Genomic DNA, 16,377 nt, shown 5'->3' with positions numbered 1-16,377 from the left:
TCATGGCCCTGATCACCCCTCGTATCGCCCTTTGCCTGACATTGCTGCCGCTCTGCGCGCTGGCCGAGGTGAAACTCGACACCCCGCGTAGCGGCTGGCGCGTTGGCGGTGGCGACGGCGCGCAGTTCATGCAGGAGGTCAATTACCCAGCCTCTTCGGTGAACAGCGCCGCCAACCAGGCCGACACCGCGCGCATCAAGGGCGCGATCAGCCAGCTCGGCAAGGACGAGAGCAAGGCGCCGGGTCGCCTGGTGGTCAACGGCACCAGCATGCCGCTGAAGATCGGCGAGGACGGCGGCTTCGACCGACCATTCGTGTTCCCGGCCGGCAGCAACAACGTCGAGGTGCGCAGCCCGGATGGCAGCCAGCGTCGCCGCGTGCAGTTCTACAACAACGGCAGCGGCGAAACCCCGGCGCGCCTGCGCGTGGTGCTGTCGTGGGACAGCGACAACACCGACCTGGATCTGCACCTGGTCACGCCCGATGGCGAGCACGTGTGGTACGGCAATCGTTCGCTGGCCAACGGCGCCGCCCTGGATGTCGACGTGACCACCGGCTACGGCCCGGAAATGATCGCCTCGCCCACACCGCTCAAGGGCCGGTACCTGGTCTACGTGAACTACTACGGCGGCGGTTACAGCTATGACGAAGAGGGCGCGAGCGAGGCTGGGCAGATCCTCACCACCGGGCAGATCACCCTGATTACCGAAGAGGGCACGGTCAACGAGAAGCAGGAGAGCTTTCTGGTGCCGATGCGCACGCCGGGCGAGCTGACCCTGGTGAAGAGCTTCAGCTATCCGTAACGGTACAGCCGATCATACGTAGCCTGCGGTTGAGCGCAGCGATACCTGGATTCGGTTCCCCGGGTATCACTGCGCTCAACCCGGGCTACAGGCGTGATGCATGCCGTTTAGTATCAAAAAAAGCTTATCTATCCTTCATTATTATTCGTTTGATCGCGCTTAAACCCTTCGTCACACTCTGCTCCATTGCTCGCCACGGTTTCTCTGCCGGGGCGGGCAAGGTTGCAAACAGACGAGTACATCATCCAGGGACGGATGCTCCTGCCAGCCGCTTCCAGCGGTACCCAGCGGGCCTCTCATTTGAGAGGCTCGATCTTTTCGACGGTAGCGATGAAGTCCCACGCGCATTTCCCCCAATGGCTCTCCGCCTTTCTGCCTGATGCCCTGCACACCCGTCCTCGTGAGTGGAGCCGCGCCGCCTTTGGTGCCGCCGCCGGGTTCCTGTTCAGCGCCTGGGTATGCAGCCAACTGTTCGGTTTGCACATGGCGGTGCATTTCTCCGGCCCCCTGGCGGCCTCGGCCGTGCTGCTGTTCGCCGTGTCCTCGGGAGCTCTGGCCCAGCCCTGGTCGATTCTCGGCAGCTACCTGTGCGCCAGTGCCGTAGCATTGACGATCAGCCATTTCATCGATCACAGCTTGCTCGGTGCGGCGCTGGCCCTGGGCCTGAGCCTGCTGTTGATGTGCCCGCTGCGCTGCTTGCATCCGCCGGGCGGGGCCATCGCCTTCTGCATGGTGTTCGCCACGCCGTTGCCGGGCGAGCCGTTCTGGCAGCCGGCGCTGGCGGCGATGACCGCCGGCGTCGGCCTCTTGGCCTGCGCGCTGCTCTACAACAACCTGACCCGCGTGCCGTATCCGCGCCCGCACCCCGGCACGCCTGCGGTGCATCACACCCGCGATCCGCTGCCGAGCGAGCGCGCCGGCATCAGTGCCGATGACCTGGACTATGCGCTCGACGAACTGGGTTCCTTCGTCGATATCACCCGCGAAGACCTCGAGCTGATCGTGCGCAGCACCGAGAAGCACGCGCTGCGCCGCAGCATGGGCGAGATCCGTGCCGGGCAGATGATGTCCCGCGACCTGATCCACGCCACGCCGCAAACGGCGGTCGCCAAGGGCCTGTACCTGCTCACCCATCACGGCCTCAAGGCGCTGCCGATTCTCGACGCCGGCAGACTGGTCGGCATCGTCAGTCTGGTCGATCTGGTCAGCGCCACGCGGGCCAATGCGTTCAACCTGCGGGCGATCCTCGGCCTGCAGAAGAAACAGGTGCTCGGCGAGCTGATGACCGCGCCGGTGCGCACGGTGGATGTCGATACCCATGTCGTCGACCTTATTGCGTTGCTCTCCGACGACGGGCTGCATTGCCTGCCGGTGCTCGATGAGGGCCGGTTGGCCGGGATGATTACCCAGACCGACCTGGTCGCCGCGCTGCACCGCGATCTGCTCAGGCACCTCGACTGAAGCATCGAATGATCCGCCGCGCGCCCGTACACTGGGCGCCAGATCAGGCTTGAGGAATCGCCAGCGCCAATCGGGCTGGCTCAGCGACCATGGATATCGACCTTACCCGCACCTTTCTGGAAATCGTCCGCAGCGGCAGTTTCATCGCCGCCGCCGAGCGCATGCACGTCACCCAGACGGCGATCACCGCGCGCATCCAGAAGCTGGAAAACCACCTGGGCAGCACGCTGTTCGTGCGCAATCGCGCTGGCGCGCGGCTGACCGCCGATGGCGAGGCGTTCGTCACCTACGCCAACCAGATCCAGCAGACCTGGGAGGCCGCGCAGCGCGACCTGCCGTTGCCGGACGGTTATCACAATGTGCTGCATATCGGCGGCGAGGTGAGCTTGTGCAATCCGCTGATGCTGCGTTGGGTCAGCGCCATCCGCCAGGGTATCGACGGCTACGCGGTGCGCGCCCAGGTGGCCGAATGCGCCAGCCTGTTGCGGCAGGTGGAGATGGGCGTGATGGACGCGGCGCTGGTCTACCAGCCCACATACTGGGCCGGCGTGCAGGTCGAGCAGGTGCTCGAGGAAAAGCTGATCCTGGTGCGGGCCGCGAACCCGGAGCCCTACGTGTTCATCGACTGGAGCGACAGCTTTCGCGCCCAGCATGACCGCGCCTTGCCGGACAAAGCGCGGGCACCGGTGTCCTTCAATCTCGGGCCGCTTGCCCTGCAGTACATTCTGGAGCATGGCGGCTCCGGTTATTTCCGCACGCGGGTGGTGCAGAGCTACCTCGACAAGAAAGTGCTCGAACGGGTGCCCAGGGCGCCGGAGTTCAGCTACCCGACCTATCTGGTGTACTCCCGCGAGCGGGACTCGACGGCCCTGCAGCAGAGCTTCGAGCTGCTGCGCGAGATCGCCGCGCAGGACACCGACTGGTCGCAGCGCTGGGATCCGGCGTTGTAAGGAAAGCGTCGCCGTAGGCCGACGTGCAGGTCGCGTCGAGGCCACGACCATTCGCGCCGGGTCGGCGCTCCCACACGGTCGCTGGGTTGCTCGCGATCATTGTTGGGCCCGCGACCCGCGGCGAATCGTGTGTACGACGCCGGTTTTGCAGCAAGGCCACAATCGAGTTCGCGCCGGGTCGGCGCTCCTACACGGGCGTTGGGTTGCTTGCGATCACCGTGGGAGCCGCGACCCGCGGCGAATCGTGTGTACGACGCCGGTTTTGCAGTAATGCCGCAATCGGGTTCGCGCCGGGGGCGACGCTCCTACGCGGTCTTTGGGTTGCTCGCGATCACTGTAGGAGCCCCGCCCTGGGGCGAATCGTGTGTACGACGCCGGTTTTGCAGCAAGGCCACAATCGAATTCGCGCCGAGGGCGACGCTCCTACACAGGCGGTGGACTGCTCGCGATCACTGTGGGAGCCCCGCCCCGGGGCGAAAAGCTTGGCAATACGGTCAATGCAAAACGGCGCCAGGGTGGCGCGCTTGAGCCGTTGCCGTTACTTCAGGCTTTCCACACGTACTGGCGCCACGCCCGAGCGGATCATGTCCAGCGCCTCGGCCGCCTTGCGCGACACGTCGATGATCCGCCCGCGGGCGAACGGGCCGCGGTCGTTGATGCGCACCACCACGCTGCGGTCGTTGTCGAGGTTGGTGACCTTCACCATCGTGCCGAAGGGCAGGGTGCGATGGGCGGCGGTCAGTGCGTTCTGGTCGAAGCGCTCGCCGCTGGCGGTACGGTTGCCGTGGTGGGCCTTGCCGTAATAGGAGGCCTTGCCCTCGGCGCGGTAATCGCCGGGGACGCCACCGCCAAAGCTGCTACAGCCGGCAAGCAGCAGGCTGAACATCGCCAGCGGTACCGATAATCGACGCATTGCTTTTCTCCATCCCGAACTTCAGATGCGAAAACGCCGGGCAACCCCGGCGTTTTCATAGGCTCAGCCTTCGAGCTTTTTCTTCAGCAGTTCGTTCACTTGCCCCGGGTTGGCCTTGCCCTTGGAGGCTTTCATGGCCTGGCCGACGAAGAAGCCGAACATCTTGCCACGCTTGGCTTCGTCGCTGGCGCGGTACTGTTCGACCTGCTCGGCGTTGGCGGCCAGCACTTCGTCGAGCATCGCCTCGATGGCACCGGAATCGGTGACCTGCTTGAGGCCCTTCTTCTCGATCACTTCATCGGCGGTGGCGCCTTCACCGGCAGCCAGGGCCTCGAAGACCATCTTGGCGATCTTGCCGCTGATGGTGTTGTCCTTGATGCGCAGGATCATGCCGCCCAGTTGCTCGGCGGACACCGGCGACTGCTCGATCTCCAGGCCTTCCTTGTTGAGCAGGCTGGACAGCTCGCCCATCACCCAGTTGGCCGCCAGCTTGGCGTCGCCACAGGTTTTCTCGACCGCTTCGAAGTAGTCGGCCAGTTCACGGCTGGCGCTGAGCACGCTGGCGTCGTAGGTCGATAGTGCGTACTGGCTTTCGAAACGCTCGCGCTTCTGCGGCGGCAGTTCGGGCAGCTTGGCGCGCAGGTCATCGAGGAAGCTGCGCTCGATTACCACCGGCAGCAGGTCCGGGCAGGGGAAGTAACGGTAGTCGTTGGCTTCTTCCTTGCTGCGCATGGAGCGGGTCTGATCCTTGTTGGGATCGTACAGGCGGGTTTCCTGCACCACCTTGCCGCCGTCCTCGATCAGCTCGATCTGGCGCTGCACTTCATGGTTGATGGCTTTCTCGATGAAGCGGAACGAGTTGACGTTCTTGATCTCGGCGCGGGTGCCGAATTCGGCCTGGCCCTTCGGGCGTACCGACACGTTGCAGTCGCAACGCAACGAACCTTCGGCCATGTTGCCGTCGCAGATGCCCAGGTAGCGCACCAGTGCGTGGATGGCTTTCACGTAGGCCACCGCTTCCTTGGCCGAACGGATGTCCGGCTCGGAGACGATTTCCAGCAGCGGCGTGCCGGCGCGGTTCAGGTCGATGCCGCTCATGCCCTGGAAGTCTTCGTGCAGGCTTTTGCCGGCGTCTTCTTCGAGGTGCGCGCGGGTGATGCCGATGCGCTTGACGGTGCCGTCTTCCAGGGTGATGTCGAGGAAGCCCTTGCCGACGATGGGGTGATCCATCTGGCTGGTCTGGTAGCCCTTTGGCAGGTCCGGGTAGAAGTAGTTCTTGCGCGCGAAGACGTTACGCTCGGCGATCTCGGCATCGATGGCCAGGCCGAACTGGCAGGCCATGCGCACCGCCTCGGCGTTGAGCACCGGCAGGGTGCCGGGCATACCGAGGTCGACCAGGCTGGCCTGGGTGTTGGGCTCGGCGCCAAAGGTGGTGGCGCTGGCCGAGAAGATCTTCGATTGGGTGCTGAGCTGAGCGTGAATCTCCAGCCCGATGACGGTTTCCCACTGCATGTCTTGATCCTTCCTCAGAAGCCGCTCGGTGCGTGTTTGTGCCAGTCGCTGACCTGTTGGTACTGGTGCGCGACGTTGAGCAGACGACCTTCCTGGAAGTAGTTGCCAAGCAACTGCACGCCCACCGGCAGGCCATCGACGAAGCCGGCTGGCATCGACAGGCCGGGAATGCCGGCCAGGTTGGCGGTGATTGTGTAGATGTCTTCCAGGTAGGCGGAAACCGGGTCGGCGTTCTTCTCGCCGAGCTTCCAGGCCAGGTTCGGCGTGGTCGGGCCGAGGATCACGTCGACGTCCTTGAAGGCGGCGACGAAGTCGTTCTTGATCAGTCGGCGGATCTGCTGGGCCTTGATGTAGTAAGCGTCGTAGTAACCGGCGGACAGCGCATAGGTGCCGACCATGATGCGCCGCTTCACTTCGGCGCCGAAGCCTTCGCCCCGGGAGCGCTTGTACAGGTCCTGCAGGTCTTTCGGGTTCTCGCAACGGTAGCCGAAGCGCACGCCGTCGAAGCGCGACAGGTTGGAGCTGGCTTCCGCCGGGGCGATCACGTAGTAGGCCGGGATGGCGTGCTGCAGGTTCGGCAGGCTGATGTCCTTGACGGTGGCGCCGAGTTTTTTCAGCGCCTCGACCACGGCCATGACTTTCTCGCCGATGCGCGCGTCCAGGCCGGCACCGAAGTATTCCTTGGGCAGACCGATGCGCAGGCCGGCCAGCGGCTGGGCGAGGGCGGCCAGGTAATCATCGACCGGCTGGTCGACGCTGGTCGAATCTTTCGGGTCGAAACCGGCCATGGCGCCGAGCAGCAGGGCGCAGTCTTCGGCGGAGCGGGCCAGCGGGCCACCCTGGTCGAGGCTGGAGGCGTAGGCGATCATGCCCCAGCGCGACACCCGGCCGTAGGTGGGCTTGATGCCGGTGAGGTTGGTCAGCGCGGCCGGCTGGCGGATCGAGCCGCCGGTATCGGTGCCGGTAGCGGCCGGCAGCAGACGTGCGGCCACCGCAGCAGCCGAACCGCCCGACGAGCCGCCGGGCACGCGGCTGGTGTCCCAGGGGTTCTTGACCGGGCCGTAGTGGCTGGATTCGTTGGCCGAGCCCATGGCGAACTCGTCCATGTTCAGCTTGCCGAGGCTGACGGTACCGGCGTTGGCGAGTTTCTCGACCACGGTGGCGTCGTAGGGCGCCTTGAAACCGGTGAGGATCTTCGAGCCGCAGCTGGTCAGCACGCCCCTGGTGCAGAACAGGTCCTTGTGGGCGATCGGCGCGCCGAGCAGCGGGCCGTTTTCACCGGCGGCGCGGCGCGCGTCGGCGGCCTTGGCCTGCTCGAGGGCCTGCTCGGCGGTCACGGTGATGAAGCTGTTGAGCTGCGGGTCGAGCTGCTCGATGCGGCTCAGCAGGCTCCCGGTCAGCTCGGCAGAGGAGAACTGCTTGTCGGCGAGTGCGCGGGCGATCTCGGCCAGGGTCAATTCATGCATGGCGGAAGGCTTTCCTTACTCGATGACTTTGGGAACCAGGTACAGGCCGCTTTCCACGGCCGGGGCGATGGCCTGGTAGGCGTCGCGCTGGTTCGTTTCGGTAACGGTGTCGGCGCGCAGGCGCTGGGTGGTTTCCAGCGGATGGGCCAGGGGCTCGATGCCGGTGGTGTCGACCGCCTGCATGTTGTCGATCAGGCCCAGAATGCTGTTGAGGGTTGCGGTGGTCTGTGGCAGTTCACTGTCACCCAGGCCCAGGCGGGCCAGGTGTGCGATCTTTTCCACCTCGGAGCGTTCAAGCGCCATCGGGTTCTCCCTTTAAAAGCTGGCCGCCAGGCGGTCGCCAGCGTGCGTATCGCAGGTACCCGTGCGCGGGTGGCAAGGGAACGGATGCGTTTGGCTGGCGGTCTAAGGCGGCGACGTGCGGCTTGGGGCGGTTACCGGTAGCGCATGACAGCTTTTCAGTGCTGTCGCCACCGGCGTGAAAGATGCCTCAAGGCCGCGGAAAAACAGGCAATCTAACATATTGGTGCCTTGCTCAAAATCCCTGCCGTTGTTAGAGTTTGCCGCACTTTTTTACCTGCGTGTTTTCTTGCGCCGATCTTTACCACGCGTTGCCTAGGGTCCCTATCCCATGTTCAAAAAACTGCGTGGCATGTTTTCCAGCGATCTGTCGATTGACCTGGGCACTGCCAATACCCTTATTTATGTACGCGAGCGCGGCATCGTCCTGAACGAGCCGTCGGTCGTCGCCATTCGTACCCATGGCAACCAGAAAAGTGTTGTGGCCGTCGGCACCGACGCCAAGCGCATGCTCGGCCGTACGCCGGGCAACATCGCCGCCATCCGCCCGATGAAGGACGGCGTGATCGCCGACTTCAGCGTCTGCGAAAAGATGCTGCAATACTTCATCAACAAGGTTCACGAAAACAGCTTCCTGCAGCCTTCGCCGCGCGTGCTGATCTGCGTGCCGTGCAAGTCGACCCAGGTCGAGCGCCGCGCCATCCGTGAATCCGCCCTGGGTGCTGGCGCCCGCGAAGTGTTCCTGATCGAAGAGCCGATGGCCGCTGCCATCGGTGCCGGCCTGCCGGTCGAGGAAGCCCGTGGCTCGATGGTCGTCGATATCGGTGGCGGTACCACGGAAATCGCGCTGATCTCCCTGAACGGCGTGGTTTATGCCGAATCCGTCCGGGTCGGTGGCGACCGTTTCGACGAAGCCATCATCACCTACGTGCGCCGCAACTACGGCTCGCTGATCGGCGAGTCCACCGCCGAGCGCATCAAGCAGGAAATCGGCACCGCCTACCCGGGCGGCGAGATCCGTGAAGTCGACGTACGTGGCCGTAACCTGGCCGAAGGCGTACCGCGCAGCTTCACCCTCAACTCCAACGAAGTGCTCGAGGCGCTGCAGGAATCCCTGGCGACCATCGTCCAGGCGGTCAAGAGCGCCCTGGAGCAGTCGCCGCCGGAGCTGGCTTCGGACATCGCCGAGCGCGGCCTGGTGCTGACCGGTGGTGGCGCGCTGCTGCGTGACCTCGACAAGCTGCTGAGCCAGGAAACCGGCCTGCCGGTGATCGTCGCCGAGGATCCGCTGACCTGCGTCGCCCGTGGCGGTGGCAAGGCACTGGAAATGATGGATCGCCACACCATGGATCTGCTGTCCACCGAATAAGCCGCACGCCTCACGCTGCAGCAGCTCGGAAGCTACCATCGCGCCGCATGCAGCTTCCGGGCAGGCTACGAGGTAATCGCCATAAAGCCGCTATTCGCCAAAGGTCCTTCGCTCGGTGTACACCTGCTGGTGTTCGCCGTGCTGTCGGCTGCCCTGATGGTCGTCGACGCCCGCCTTACCGTTCTGCATTCGGTGCGTAGCCAGCTCGGCCTGATCGTCGAGCCCGTCTACTGGCTGGGGCGCCTGCCGGTCACCCTGTGGGAAAGTGCTACCCAGGAGCTCAGCTCGCGCAACGAGCTGGCCGCCGAGAACGAGAAGCTCAAGGCCGAACAGCTGATGATGCAGCGCCGCCTGCAGAAGCTCGCCGCGCTGACCGAACAGAACGTGCGCCTGCGCGAGCTGCTCAACTCCTCGGCCCTGGTCGACGACGAGGTGCTGGCCACCGAGCTGATCGGCATCGACCCCAACCCCTTCACCCACCGCATCCTGATCGACAAGGGCGAGAAGGACGGCGTGGTGCTCGGCCAGCCGGTGCTCGATGCCCGCGGCCTGATGGGCCAGGTGGTCGAGGTGATGCCCTACACCTCCCGCGTGCTGCTGCTCACCGACACCACCCACAGCATTCCCGTGCAGGTCAACCGCAACGGCCTGCGCGCCATCGCCACCGGCACCGGCAACCCCGAGCGTCTCGAACTACGCCATGTGGCCGATACCGCCGACATCAAGGAAGGCGACCTGCTGGTCAGCTCCGGCCTTGGCCAGCGTTTCCCGGCCGGCTATCCGGTGGCCACGGTGACCGAAGTGGTGCACGACTCCGGCCAGCCGTTCGCCATCGTCCGTGCCGTGCCGACCGCCAACCTCAACCGGACCCGCTACATGCTGCTGGTGTTCACCGACCCGCGCACACCGGAGCAGCGCGCCGCCGAGTCGGCCGAGGCCCAGGAGGAGGTCGATCGCCGTGCCCTCGAGCATCCCGATGCCGAGGCGCCGGTCGAGGATGCGCCACCAGTCGACGCGCCGGCACCGGAGGCTGCACCTGCCGAACCTGCCAGCGCTGAGGAGGCCCGCCAATGATCGCCACCCGTTCCAGCAACCTCTGGGTGATCTGGGCCAGCCTGGTGCTGGCGCTGCTGCTCAGCGTGTCGACGCTGCCGCGTTTCATGGAGATCGGCCGGCCGCTGTGGCTGGCGCTGTTTCTCACCTACTGGGTGCTGGCCGTGCCGCACCGCATCGGCATGACCAGCGCCTTCTGCATCGGCCTGCTGGCGGATGTGCTCAACGGCACGCTGCTGGGCCAGAACGCGCTGATCCTCACCCTGATCACCTTCCTGGTGCTGAGCCTGCACCAACGCCTGCGCATGTTTCCCATGTGGCAGCAGAGCATGGTGCTGCTGGTGGTGTTCGGCGTGGCGCAGCTGGTGCAGTTGTGGCTCAACGCCCTGACCGGCAACCGCCCGCCGACCCTGGCCTTCGTGCTGCCGGCCCTGGTCAGTGCGCTGCTCTGGCCCTGGGTGTGCACCCTGCTGCGCGCCGTGCACCGGCGCATGCGAGTCAACTGAACCGCGCTGCGGCGCCTGATTGCGAGACCTGTGCATGACCACGCTCTACCTGGCCTCCGCTTCGCCGCGCCGTCGCGAGCTGCTCGCGCAGATCGGCGTCTCCTTCACCACCCATGTGGTGCCCATCGATGAAACCCCGCAGCCCGGCGAGGCGCCTGCCGCCTACGTCGAGCGCCTGGCACTGGCCAAGGCCCAGGCCGCGCTCGGTATGCTGGACGATCGCCATGATGCCGTAGTGCTCGGCTCCGACACCGCCGTAGTGCTCGACGGCCGCATACTCGGCAAACCCGTCGACCGTGAGGATGCCCTGGCCACGCTGGCCGCGCTGTCCGGCCGTGAGCACCAGGTGCTGACCGCCGTCGCCCTGGTCAGCGATGCCCGGGCCGAGGCCCGGGTGGTGACCAGCACGGTGCGCTTCAAGGCACTCGACCGGACACAGCTTGAAGCCTATTGGGCCACCGGTGAGCCGCGCGACAAGGCCGGCAGTTATGGTATTCAGGGCTTGGCTGCGGTATTCGTCAGCCAGATGCAGGGCAGTTATTCAGAGGTGGTCGGCCTGCCGTTGTGCGAGACTGCCGAACTGCTCGCGCAATTCGCGATTCCGTGCTGGCAAACGACCGCCAGCGCATAACCCAGAGGTTGCAGGCCGCGATGGTTCGGGCGCGATGAGCCCGGCGCTGCTTTCAGCTTCATCTCAGCCAAGAGATGGGCGCATGAGTGAAGAGATCCTGATCAACATCACGCCGATGGAGTCGCGCGTGGCGGTGGTGGAAAACGGTGTGCTGCAGGAAGTGCACGTCGAGCGCACCCAGCGCCGCGGCATCGTCGGCAACATCTACAAGGGCAAGGTGGTGCGCGTGCTGCCCGGCATGCAGGCGGCGTTCGTCGACATCGGCCTGGAGCGTGCGGCGTTCATCCACGCCTCGGAAATCTCCAGCCGCGAAGGCAGTGCCGTGGAGAGCATCAGTGCCCTGGTGCACGAAGGGCAGAGCCTGACCGTGCAGGTCACCAAGGACCCGATCGGCAGCAAGGGCGCGCGCCTGACCACCCAGCTGTCGATCCCCTCGCGCTACCTGGTGTATATGCCGCGCACCAGCCATGTCGGTATTTCCCTGAAGATCGAGGACGAGGCCGAACGCGAGCGCCTCAAGCAGGTGGTCGCCGACTGCGTGGCTGCCGAGGGCATTGCCGAGGCCGGCGGTTTCATCCTGCGCACCGCCGCCGACGGCGCGCGGGCCGAAGAGATTCTCGTCGACATCCGCTACCTGCGCCGCCTGTGGACGCAGATCGGCGAACAGATGAAGAGCGCGCCGACGCCCTCGGTGATCTATGAAGACCTCAGCCTGGCCCTGCGCACCCTGCGCGATCTGGTCAGCCCGCGCTCGGAGAAGATCCGTGTCGACTCGCGGGAAACCTTCGGCAAGATCACCAGCTTCGTCGCCGAGCTGATGCCGGAAATCGCCGACCGTCTGGAACACTACCCGGGCGAGCGGCCGATCTTCGACCTGCACGGTATCGAGGACGAGATCCAGAAGGCCCTGGAGCGCAAGGTGCCGCTGAAATCCGGCGGCTACCTGATCATCGACCCGGCCGAGGCGATGACCACCATCGACGTCAACACCGGCGCCTTCGTCGGCCATCGCACGCTCGAAGAGACCATCTTCAAGACCAACCTCGAGGCGGCCACCGCGATTGCCCGGCAACTGCGCCTGCGCAACCTCGGCGGGATCATCATCATCGACTTCATCGACATGGAGGACGAGGAGCACCAGCGCCAGGTGCTGCGCACCCTGGAAAAGCAACTGGAGCGCGATCACGCCAAGACCAACATCATCGGCATCACCGAACTCGGCCTGGTACAGATGACCCGCAAGCGTACCCGCGAGAGCCTCGAACAGGTGCTGTGCGAGCCGTGCAGCCATTGCCAGGGCCGCGGCAAGCTGAAAACCGCGGAAACCACCTGCTACGAGATCTTCCGCGAGATCCTTCGCGAGGCCCGCGCCTATCAGCCTGAAGGCTATCGCGTGCTGGCCAACCAGAAGGTGGTCGACCGCCTGCTCGACGAGGAGTCCGGCAATGTCGCCGACCTCGAAGCATTCATAGGACGAACCATCAAGTTCCAGGTCGAAACCATGTACTCCCAGGAACAATACGATGTGGTACTGCTGTGAAGACGCCCGGCCGGGCCGGGGCGTGAGCTGAATGGCGCGTTTGGGTCTGGCGTTAGCCACGCTGTTGCGCTGGAGCCTGGGGCTGTGCGCCCTGGGGCTGGTGCTGGCCGCGCTCTATGTGAGCCTGGGCCGCCAACTGGTGCCCTTGGTGGCCGAGTACCGACAGGAAGCGCAAACCCGCGCCAGCGAGGCCCTGGGCATGCCGGTCGGCATCGGCGCGCTGGAAGGCCATTGGCGTGGCTTCGCGCCATTGCTGACGGTGCGTGATCTGCGCATCGGCGAAGGCGAGCAGGCGCTGGCCCTCGAACGGGTGCAGGTGGTGCCCGATCTGCTCGGCAGCCTGCTGGCCTGGCAACCGCGCCTCGCCGACCTGCAGCTCGATGGCCTGAGCCTGAGCCTGCGCGAGGACGAACAGGGCGCCTGGCATGTCGAAGGCTTGCCGCAGCGCCAGGACCAGCCCCCGCTGGACGTTGCCAAGGCGCTGCGTCAGTCCCAGGTGATCGGCCATCTTTCCCTGCTCGGCAGCCAGGTGAGCGTCCAGCCCCAGGGGCAGCCGCCGCTGCAACTCACCGACATCAATCTCAGTGTGGATAACGGCAGCAGCCGCCAGCGCCTGAATGCGCGCCTGCACCTGCCGGATGGCCAGCCCCTGGCCCTGCAGTTGCGCACGCGCATCCAGCCCGAGCACTGGCAGGACGCCCGCGCCGAGCTGTATCTGAGCGCGCCGCAGAGCGACTGGGCCGCCTGGTTGCCGCCCAAACTGACCCGCGACTGGCACCTCGAGCAGTTGCAACTGGGCGGAGAATTGTGGGGCGTATGGGACGGGCGTCAGCTGCAGCGCGCCGTCACCCGCCTGCATGCCCCGGCCGTGAAGGGGCACCATGGCGAGCGCAAGTCGGTCGCCCTCAAGGACCTGGCACTGAATGCCTATTTCGAGCGCAAGGGCGATGACTTCGAGCTATTGCTCGATGATTTCGCCTTCAGCCGCGGTGACCACCGCTGGGGCGAGGCGCGCATCGCCCTGGGCCACCAGGCTGGCAAGGACGACCAGCCGCAGCGTTGGACCCTGAGCGCCGATCGTCTCGATATCGGCCCGCTGGTGCCACTGGTCGAGGGCCTGGCGCCGCTGCCTGACAATGCCCTGCAGCTGCTGCAGATCCTCAAGCCCCACGGCGGCCTGCGCAACCTCAACGCCAGTTTCCAACCGGAGCTCGAAGGCCCCGAGCGCCTGCAGTTCTCCGCCAATCTGGAGCGCGTCGGTTTTTCCGCCTGGCATGCCTCGCCTGCCGTGGAGAACGGCAGTGGCAGTATCACCGGCGACCTCGGCGGTGGCGAGTTGAAGGTCGACAGCGAAGATTTCTCCCTGCACCTCACCACCCTGTTCCCGAAGGCCTGGGTCTATCAGCAGGCCAAGGGGCGGCTGACCTGGACCCTCGACGAGGAAGGCTTCACCCTGCGCGCGCCCTACCTGCAGGTGGTGGGCGAAGAGGGCAAGGTGGCCGGCGACTTCCTGATCCGCATGCTCAAGGACCCCGAGCGCGAGGACTACATGGACCTGCGCGTCGGCATGCGCGACGGCGATGCGCGCTTCACCGAAAAATACCTGCCGACGCCGGTGCTCAGCCCGGCGCTGGACGAGTGGCTGAAAACCGCGATTCACAGCGGCAAGGTCAACGAGGGTTACTTCCAGTACCAGGGCTCGATCAATCGCAACCCTGACCCGGCGGTGCGCAGCATCAGCCTGTTCTTCGACGTGGAGGACGCCGAGCTGGCCTTCCAGCCGGGCTGGCCTGCGCTGCGTGATGCCCGTGGCCAGGTGCTGATCGAAGACAGCGGCGTGCGCGTGCGGGTCTCCGAAGGCAGCATTCTGAACAGCCGAGTGCGCGAGGCATTTGCCGATATCCCCCATGTCGACCCTGGCCAGACCCCGCACCTGAAGCTCAAGGGCAAGCTGCAGAGCAGTGTCGGCGATGGCCTGAAGATCCTCCAGGAAACCCCGCTGGGTGTTGCCGATACCTTTGCCGGGTGGAAGGGCGAGGGCGCCCTGGAGGGCGCGCTGGATCTGGATATCCCATTGCAGAAGGGCGAGCAGGCCAGGGTGATCGTCGACTTCAGTGCCGACAAGGCCTCGCTGGCCATCAGCAAGCCCGAGCTGCAGTTGAGCGACGTGACCGGCGATTTCCGCTACGACACCAACAAGGGGCTGAGCGCGCCGTCGATCACCGCGCGGGCGCTCGGCCATGCCATTCGTGGCAAGGCGCTGGCCGATGGCAGGCCGGGCCAGGCGCGCAGCCAGATCGAAGCCAATGGCGTGGTGCCCCTGAGCAACCTGACGCAGTGGCTGGGCGTCAAGCAGCAGCTGCCTGCCGAAGGCAGCCTGCCGTATCGCCTGCGCTTGAGCCTGGAGGGCGCGCAAAGCCAGCTGCGCGTCGACTCCAACCTCAAGGGCCTGAGCATTGCCCTGCCGGCGCCTTTCGGCAAGGCCGGCAATGACGAACGTTACGCCGATTGGCGCATGAGTTTCGGCGGCACCGAGCAGCGCTACTGGCTCGACTACGCCGACGTCGCCAGCTTTACCCTGGCCGCGCCGCCAGGCCAGTTCGACCAGAGCCGCGGCGAGCTGCGCCTGGGCGATGGCCCGGCGATCCTGCCGCCCAGCCGCGGTGTGCGCGTGCGTGGGCGCGTTGCCCAGGTCAACCTGGCCGAGTGGCAGAAGGCGATCGAACCCTACCAGCAGTCGTCGCGGCAGGATGCCCAGCAGCTGTTCAGCGATGCCCAGCTGCGTATCGGGCGCTTCGAGGGGCTCGGTCAGCAGCTCGATGATCTCGATGTCGGCCTGCGCCCGCTCCAGGGTGGATGGTCGCTGAACCTGGACAGCACCCTGGCCAAGGGGCGTATCGATCTGTTCGAAGCAGCCGACCGGCCCATCGTCGCCGACCTGGAATACGTACGCCTGCCGGCCGCCAAGCCAAAGACCGGGGACGCGCCGGAGCCCGAAGGTCCCGACCCGTTGGCCGACTTCGACCCGCGGCAGATTCCGGCCCTGAACCTGCGCGTCGCCCACGTGTTCCAGGGCGATGACGACATGGGCACCTGGTCGCTCAATGCGCGCCCGATTGCCCAGGGCGTGCAGTTCAGCGACCTGGACATCAACCTCAAGGGCCTCAAGCTGGGCGGTGCGATCGGCTGGCAGGGCGTGCCGGGGCAGACGCGCAGCTGGTACAAGGGGCGCATGCAGGGCGAGAAACTTTCCGAAGTGCTCAAGGCCTGGGGCTACGCGCCGTCGGCCACCAGCGAGAGCTTCCGCCTGGATGCCGACGGGCACTGGCCGGGCTCGCCCGCCTGGTTCAGCCTCAAGCGCTATTCCGGCAGCCTCGACGCGGCGCTGCGCAAGGGGCAGTTCGTCGAGGTGCAGGGCTCTGCCTCGGCGCTGCGGGTGTTCGGCCTGCTCAACTTCAATTCCATCGGCCGCCGCCTGCGCCTCGATTTTTCCGACCTGCTCGACAAGGGCCTGAGCTACGACCGGGTGAAGGGCAACCTGCTGGCCACCGATGGCGTGTTCGTCACCCAGGGGCCGATCACCATGACCGGGCCGTCGAGCAACCTGGAGCTCAACGGCACCCTGAACATGGTCAACGAGGGCATCGACGCCAAGCTGCTGGTCACCCTGCCGGTCACCAACAACCTGCCGATCGCCGCCTTGATCGTCGGCGCGCCGGCCATCGGCGGGGCGCTGTTCATCGCCGACAAGCTGCTCGGCGACCGCGTGGCGCGTTTCGCCAGCGTGCAGTACGACGTCAAGGGTACCTTGCACGACCCCGAGCTGACCTTCGACAAACCCTTCGAAAAGCCCAACTGAGCCGGGAGGTCGTG

General features: G+C 65.7%; 13 protein-coding genes. 9 read left to right on the top strand and 4 right to left on the bottom strand.

The features are described 5' to 3' along the window. Positions 1-2 precede the first annotated feature (2 nt). The 3 genes from K8U54_RS05910 (at position 3) to K8U54_RS05900 (ending at position 3,214) form a co-directional block, all read left to right on the top strand. A complete protein-coding gene (locus K8U54_RS05910; protein WP_249909277.1) occupies positions 3-803 on the top strand; it encodes a YfaP family protein in 801 nt (266 codons plus the stop codon). A 330-nt stretch (positions 804-1,133) separates the two neighbouring features. Next, positions 1,134-2,264 (top strand): HPP family protein, encoded by a 1,131-nt coding sequence (locus tag K8U54_RS05905; RefSeq protein WP_249909276.1) that lies wholly within the window; start codon positions 1,134-1,136, stop codon positions 2,262-2,264. An 89-nt stretch (positions 2,265-2,353) separates the two neighbouring features. Next, positions 2,354-3,214 (top strand): LysR family transcriptional regulator, encoded by an 861-nt coding sequence (locus K8U54_RS05900; RefSeq protein WP_249909275.1) that lies wholly within the window; start codon positions 2,354-2,356, stop codon positions 3,212-3,214. Positions 3,215-3,752: 538 nt separating this feature from the next. On the opposite strand, the gene K8U54_RS05895 is transcribed toward K8U54_RS05900, so the two are convergent. The 4 genes from K8U54_RS05895 to gatC form a co-directional block, all read right to left on the bottom strand. Then, positions 3,753-4,127 carry a septal ring lytic transglycosylase RlpA family protein gene (locus K8U54_RS05895; protein WP_249909274.1) on the bottom strand — a complete coding sequence of 125 codons (375 nt, stop codon included), beginning with the start codon at positions 4,125-4,127 and terminating at the stop codon, positions 3,753-3,755. A gap of 63 nt (positions 4,128-4,190) precedes the next feature. Then, the gene (gene gatB / locus K8U54_RS05890) at positions 4,191-5,639 is read right to left on the bottom strand and encodes an Asp-tRNA(Asn)/Glu-tRNA(Gln) amidotransferase subunit GatB (RefSeq protein WP_249909273.1); all 1,449 of its coding nucleotides are present in this window, start codon (positions 5,637-5,639) and stop codon (positions 4,191-4,193) included. A gap of 14 nt (positions 5,640-5,653) precedes the next feature. Continuing rightward, entirely contained in the window at positions 5,654-7,105 is a 1,452-nt protein-coding gene (gene gatA / locus K8U54_RS05885; protein ID WP_249909272.1) for an Asp-tRNA(Asn)/Glu-tRNA(Gln) amidotransferase subunit GatA, read from the bottom strand. A gap of 15 nt (positions 7,106-7,120) precedes the next feature. Continuing rightward, complete coding sequence (gatC, locus tag K8U54_RS05880; RefSeq protein WP_249909271.1) at positions 7,121-7,408, bottom strand: Asp-tRNA(Asn)/Glu-tRNA(Gln) amidotransferase subunit GatC; 288 nt, start codon at positions 7,406-7,408, stop codon at positions 7,121-7,123. Between the two features lie 328 nt (positions 7,409-7,736). Here gatC and mreB point away from each other — a divergent pair, with 328 nt between their 5' ends. The 6 genes from mreB (at position 7,737) to K8U54_RS05850 (ending at position 16,363) form a co-directional block, all read left to right on the top strand. Continuing rightward, the gene (gene mreB / locus K8U54_RS05875) at positions 7,737-8,774 is read left to right on the top strand and encodes a rod shape-determining protein MreB (protein WP_070884352.1); all 1,038 of its coding nucleotides are present in this window, start codon (positions 7,737-7,739) and stop codon (positions 8,772-8,774) included. A 129-nt stretch (positions 8,775-8,903) separates the two neighbouring features. Next, positions 8,904-9,848, top strand: a complete 945-nt coding sequence (mreC, locus tag K8U54_RS05870; RefSeq protein WP_249909270.1) for a rod shape-determining protein MreC — start codon at positions 8,904-8,906, stop codon at positions 9,846-9,848. Next, entirely contained in the window at positions 9,845-10,333 is a 489-nt protein-coding gene (gene mreD / locus K8U54_RS05865; RefSeq protein WP_075960547.1) for a rod shape-determining protein MreD, read from the top strand. The genes mreC and mreD overlap by 4 nt, the downstream gene beginning before the upstream one ends. 34 nt (positions 10,334-10,367) lie before the next feature. Next, positions 10,368-10,964: a Maf family protein gene (locus K8U54_RS05860; RefSeq protein WP_249909269.1), complete on the top strand. Its 597-nt coding sequence runs from the start codon at positions 10,368-10,370 to the stop codon at positions 10,962-10,964. Between the two features lie 82 nt (positions 10,965-11,046). After that, the gene (rng, locus tag K8U54_RS05855; RefSeq protein ID WP_070884349.1) at positions 11,047-12,504 is read left to right on the top strand and encodes a ribonuclease G; all 1,458 of its coding nucleotides are present in this window, start codon (positions 11,047-11,049) and stop codon (positions 12,502-12,504) included. Between the two features lie 31 nt (positions 12,505-12,535). Next, on the top strand, positions 12,536-16,363 hold the full coding sequence (locus K8U54_RS05850; RefSeq protein WP_249909268.1) for a YhdP family protein: 3,828 nt from the start codon (positions 12,536-12,538) through the stop codon (positions 16,361-16,363). The last annotated feature ends 14 nt before the right edge of the window (positions 16,364-16,377 follow it).

Source organism: Pseudomonas fulva (genome assembly GCF_023517795.1).
Lineage (GTDB): Bacteria > Pseudomonadota > Gammaproteobacteria > Pseudomonadales > Pseudomonadaceae > Aquipseudomonas > Aquipseudomonas fulva_D.
This window is presented reverse-complemented; position numbering and strand designations above follow the sequence as displayed.

Excerpts from the sequence above, each read along its gene's own strand:
- K8U54_RS05910 (WP_249909277.1), top strand. The coding sequence starts at position 3 with ATGGCCCTGATCACCCCTCGTATCGCCCTTTGCCTGACATTGCTGCCG.
- K8U54_RS05905 (WP_249909276.1), top strand. The coding sequence starts at position 1,134 with ATGAAGTCCCACGCGCATTTCCCCCAATGGCTCTCCGCCTTTCTGCCT.
- K8U54_RS05900 (WP_249909275.1), top strand. The coding sequence starts at position 2,354 with ATGGATATCGACCTTACCCGCACCTTTCTGGAAATCGTCCGCAGCGGC.
- K8U54_RS05895 (WP_249909274.1), bottom strand. The coding sequence starts at position 4,127 with ATGCGTCGATTATCGGTACCGCTGGCGATGTTCAGCCTGCTGCTTGCC.
- gatB (WP_249909273.1), bottom strand. The coding sequence starts at position 5,639 with ATGCAGTGGGAAACCGTCATCGGGCTGGAGATTCACGCTCAGCTCAGC.
- gatA (WP_249909272.1), bottom strand. The coding sequence starts at position 7,105 with ATGCATGAATTGACCCTGGCCGAGATCGCCCGCGCACTCGCCGACAAG.
- gatC (WP_249909271.1), bottom strand. The coding sequence starts at position 7,408 with ATGGCGCTTGAACGCTCCGAGGTGGAAAAGATCGCACACCTGGCCCGC.
- mreB (WP_070884352.1), top strand. The coding sequence starts at position 7,737 with ATGTTCAAAAAACTGCGTGGCATGTTTTCCAGCGATCTGTCGATTGAC.
- mreD (WP_075960547.1), top strand. The coding sequence starts at position 9,845 with ATGATCGCCACCCGTTCCAGCAACCTCTGGGTGATCTGGGCCAGCCTG.
- K8U54_RS05860 (WP_249909269.1), top strand. The coding sequence starts at position 10,368 with ATGACCACGCTCTACCTGGCCTCCGCTTCGCCGCGCCGTCGCGAGCTG.
- rng (WP_070884349.1), top strand. The coding sequence starts at position 11,047 with ATGAGTGAAGAGATCCTGATCAACATCACGCCGATGGAGTCGCGCGTG.
- K8U54_RS05850 (WP_249909268.1), top strand. The coding sequence starts at position 12,536 with ATGGCGCGTTTGGGTCTGGCGTTAGCCACGCTGTTGCGCTGGAGCCTG.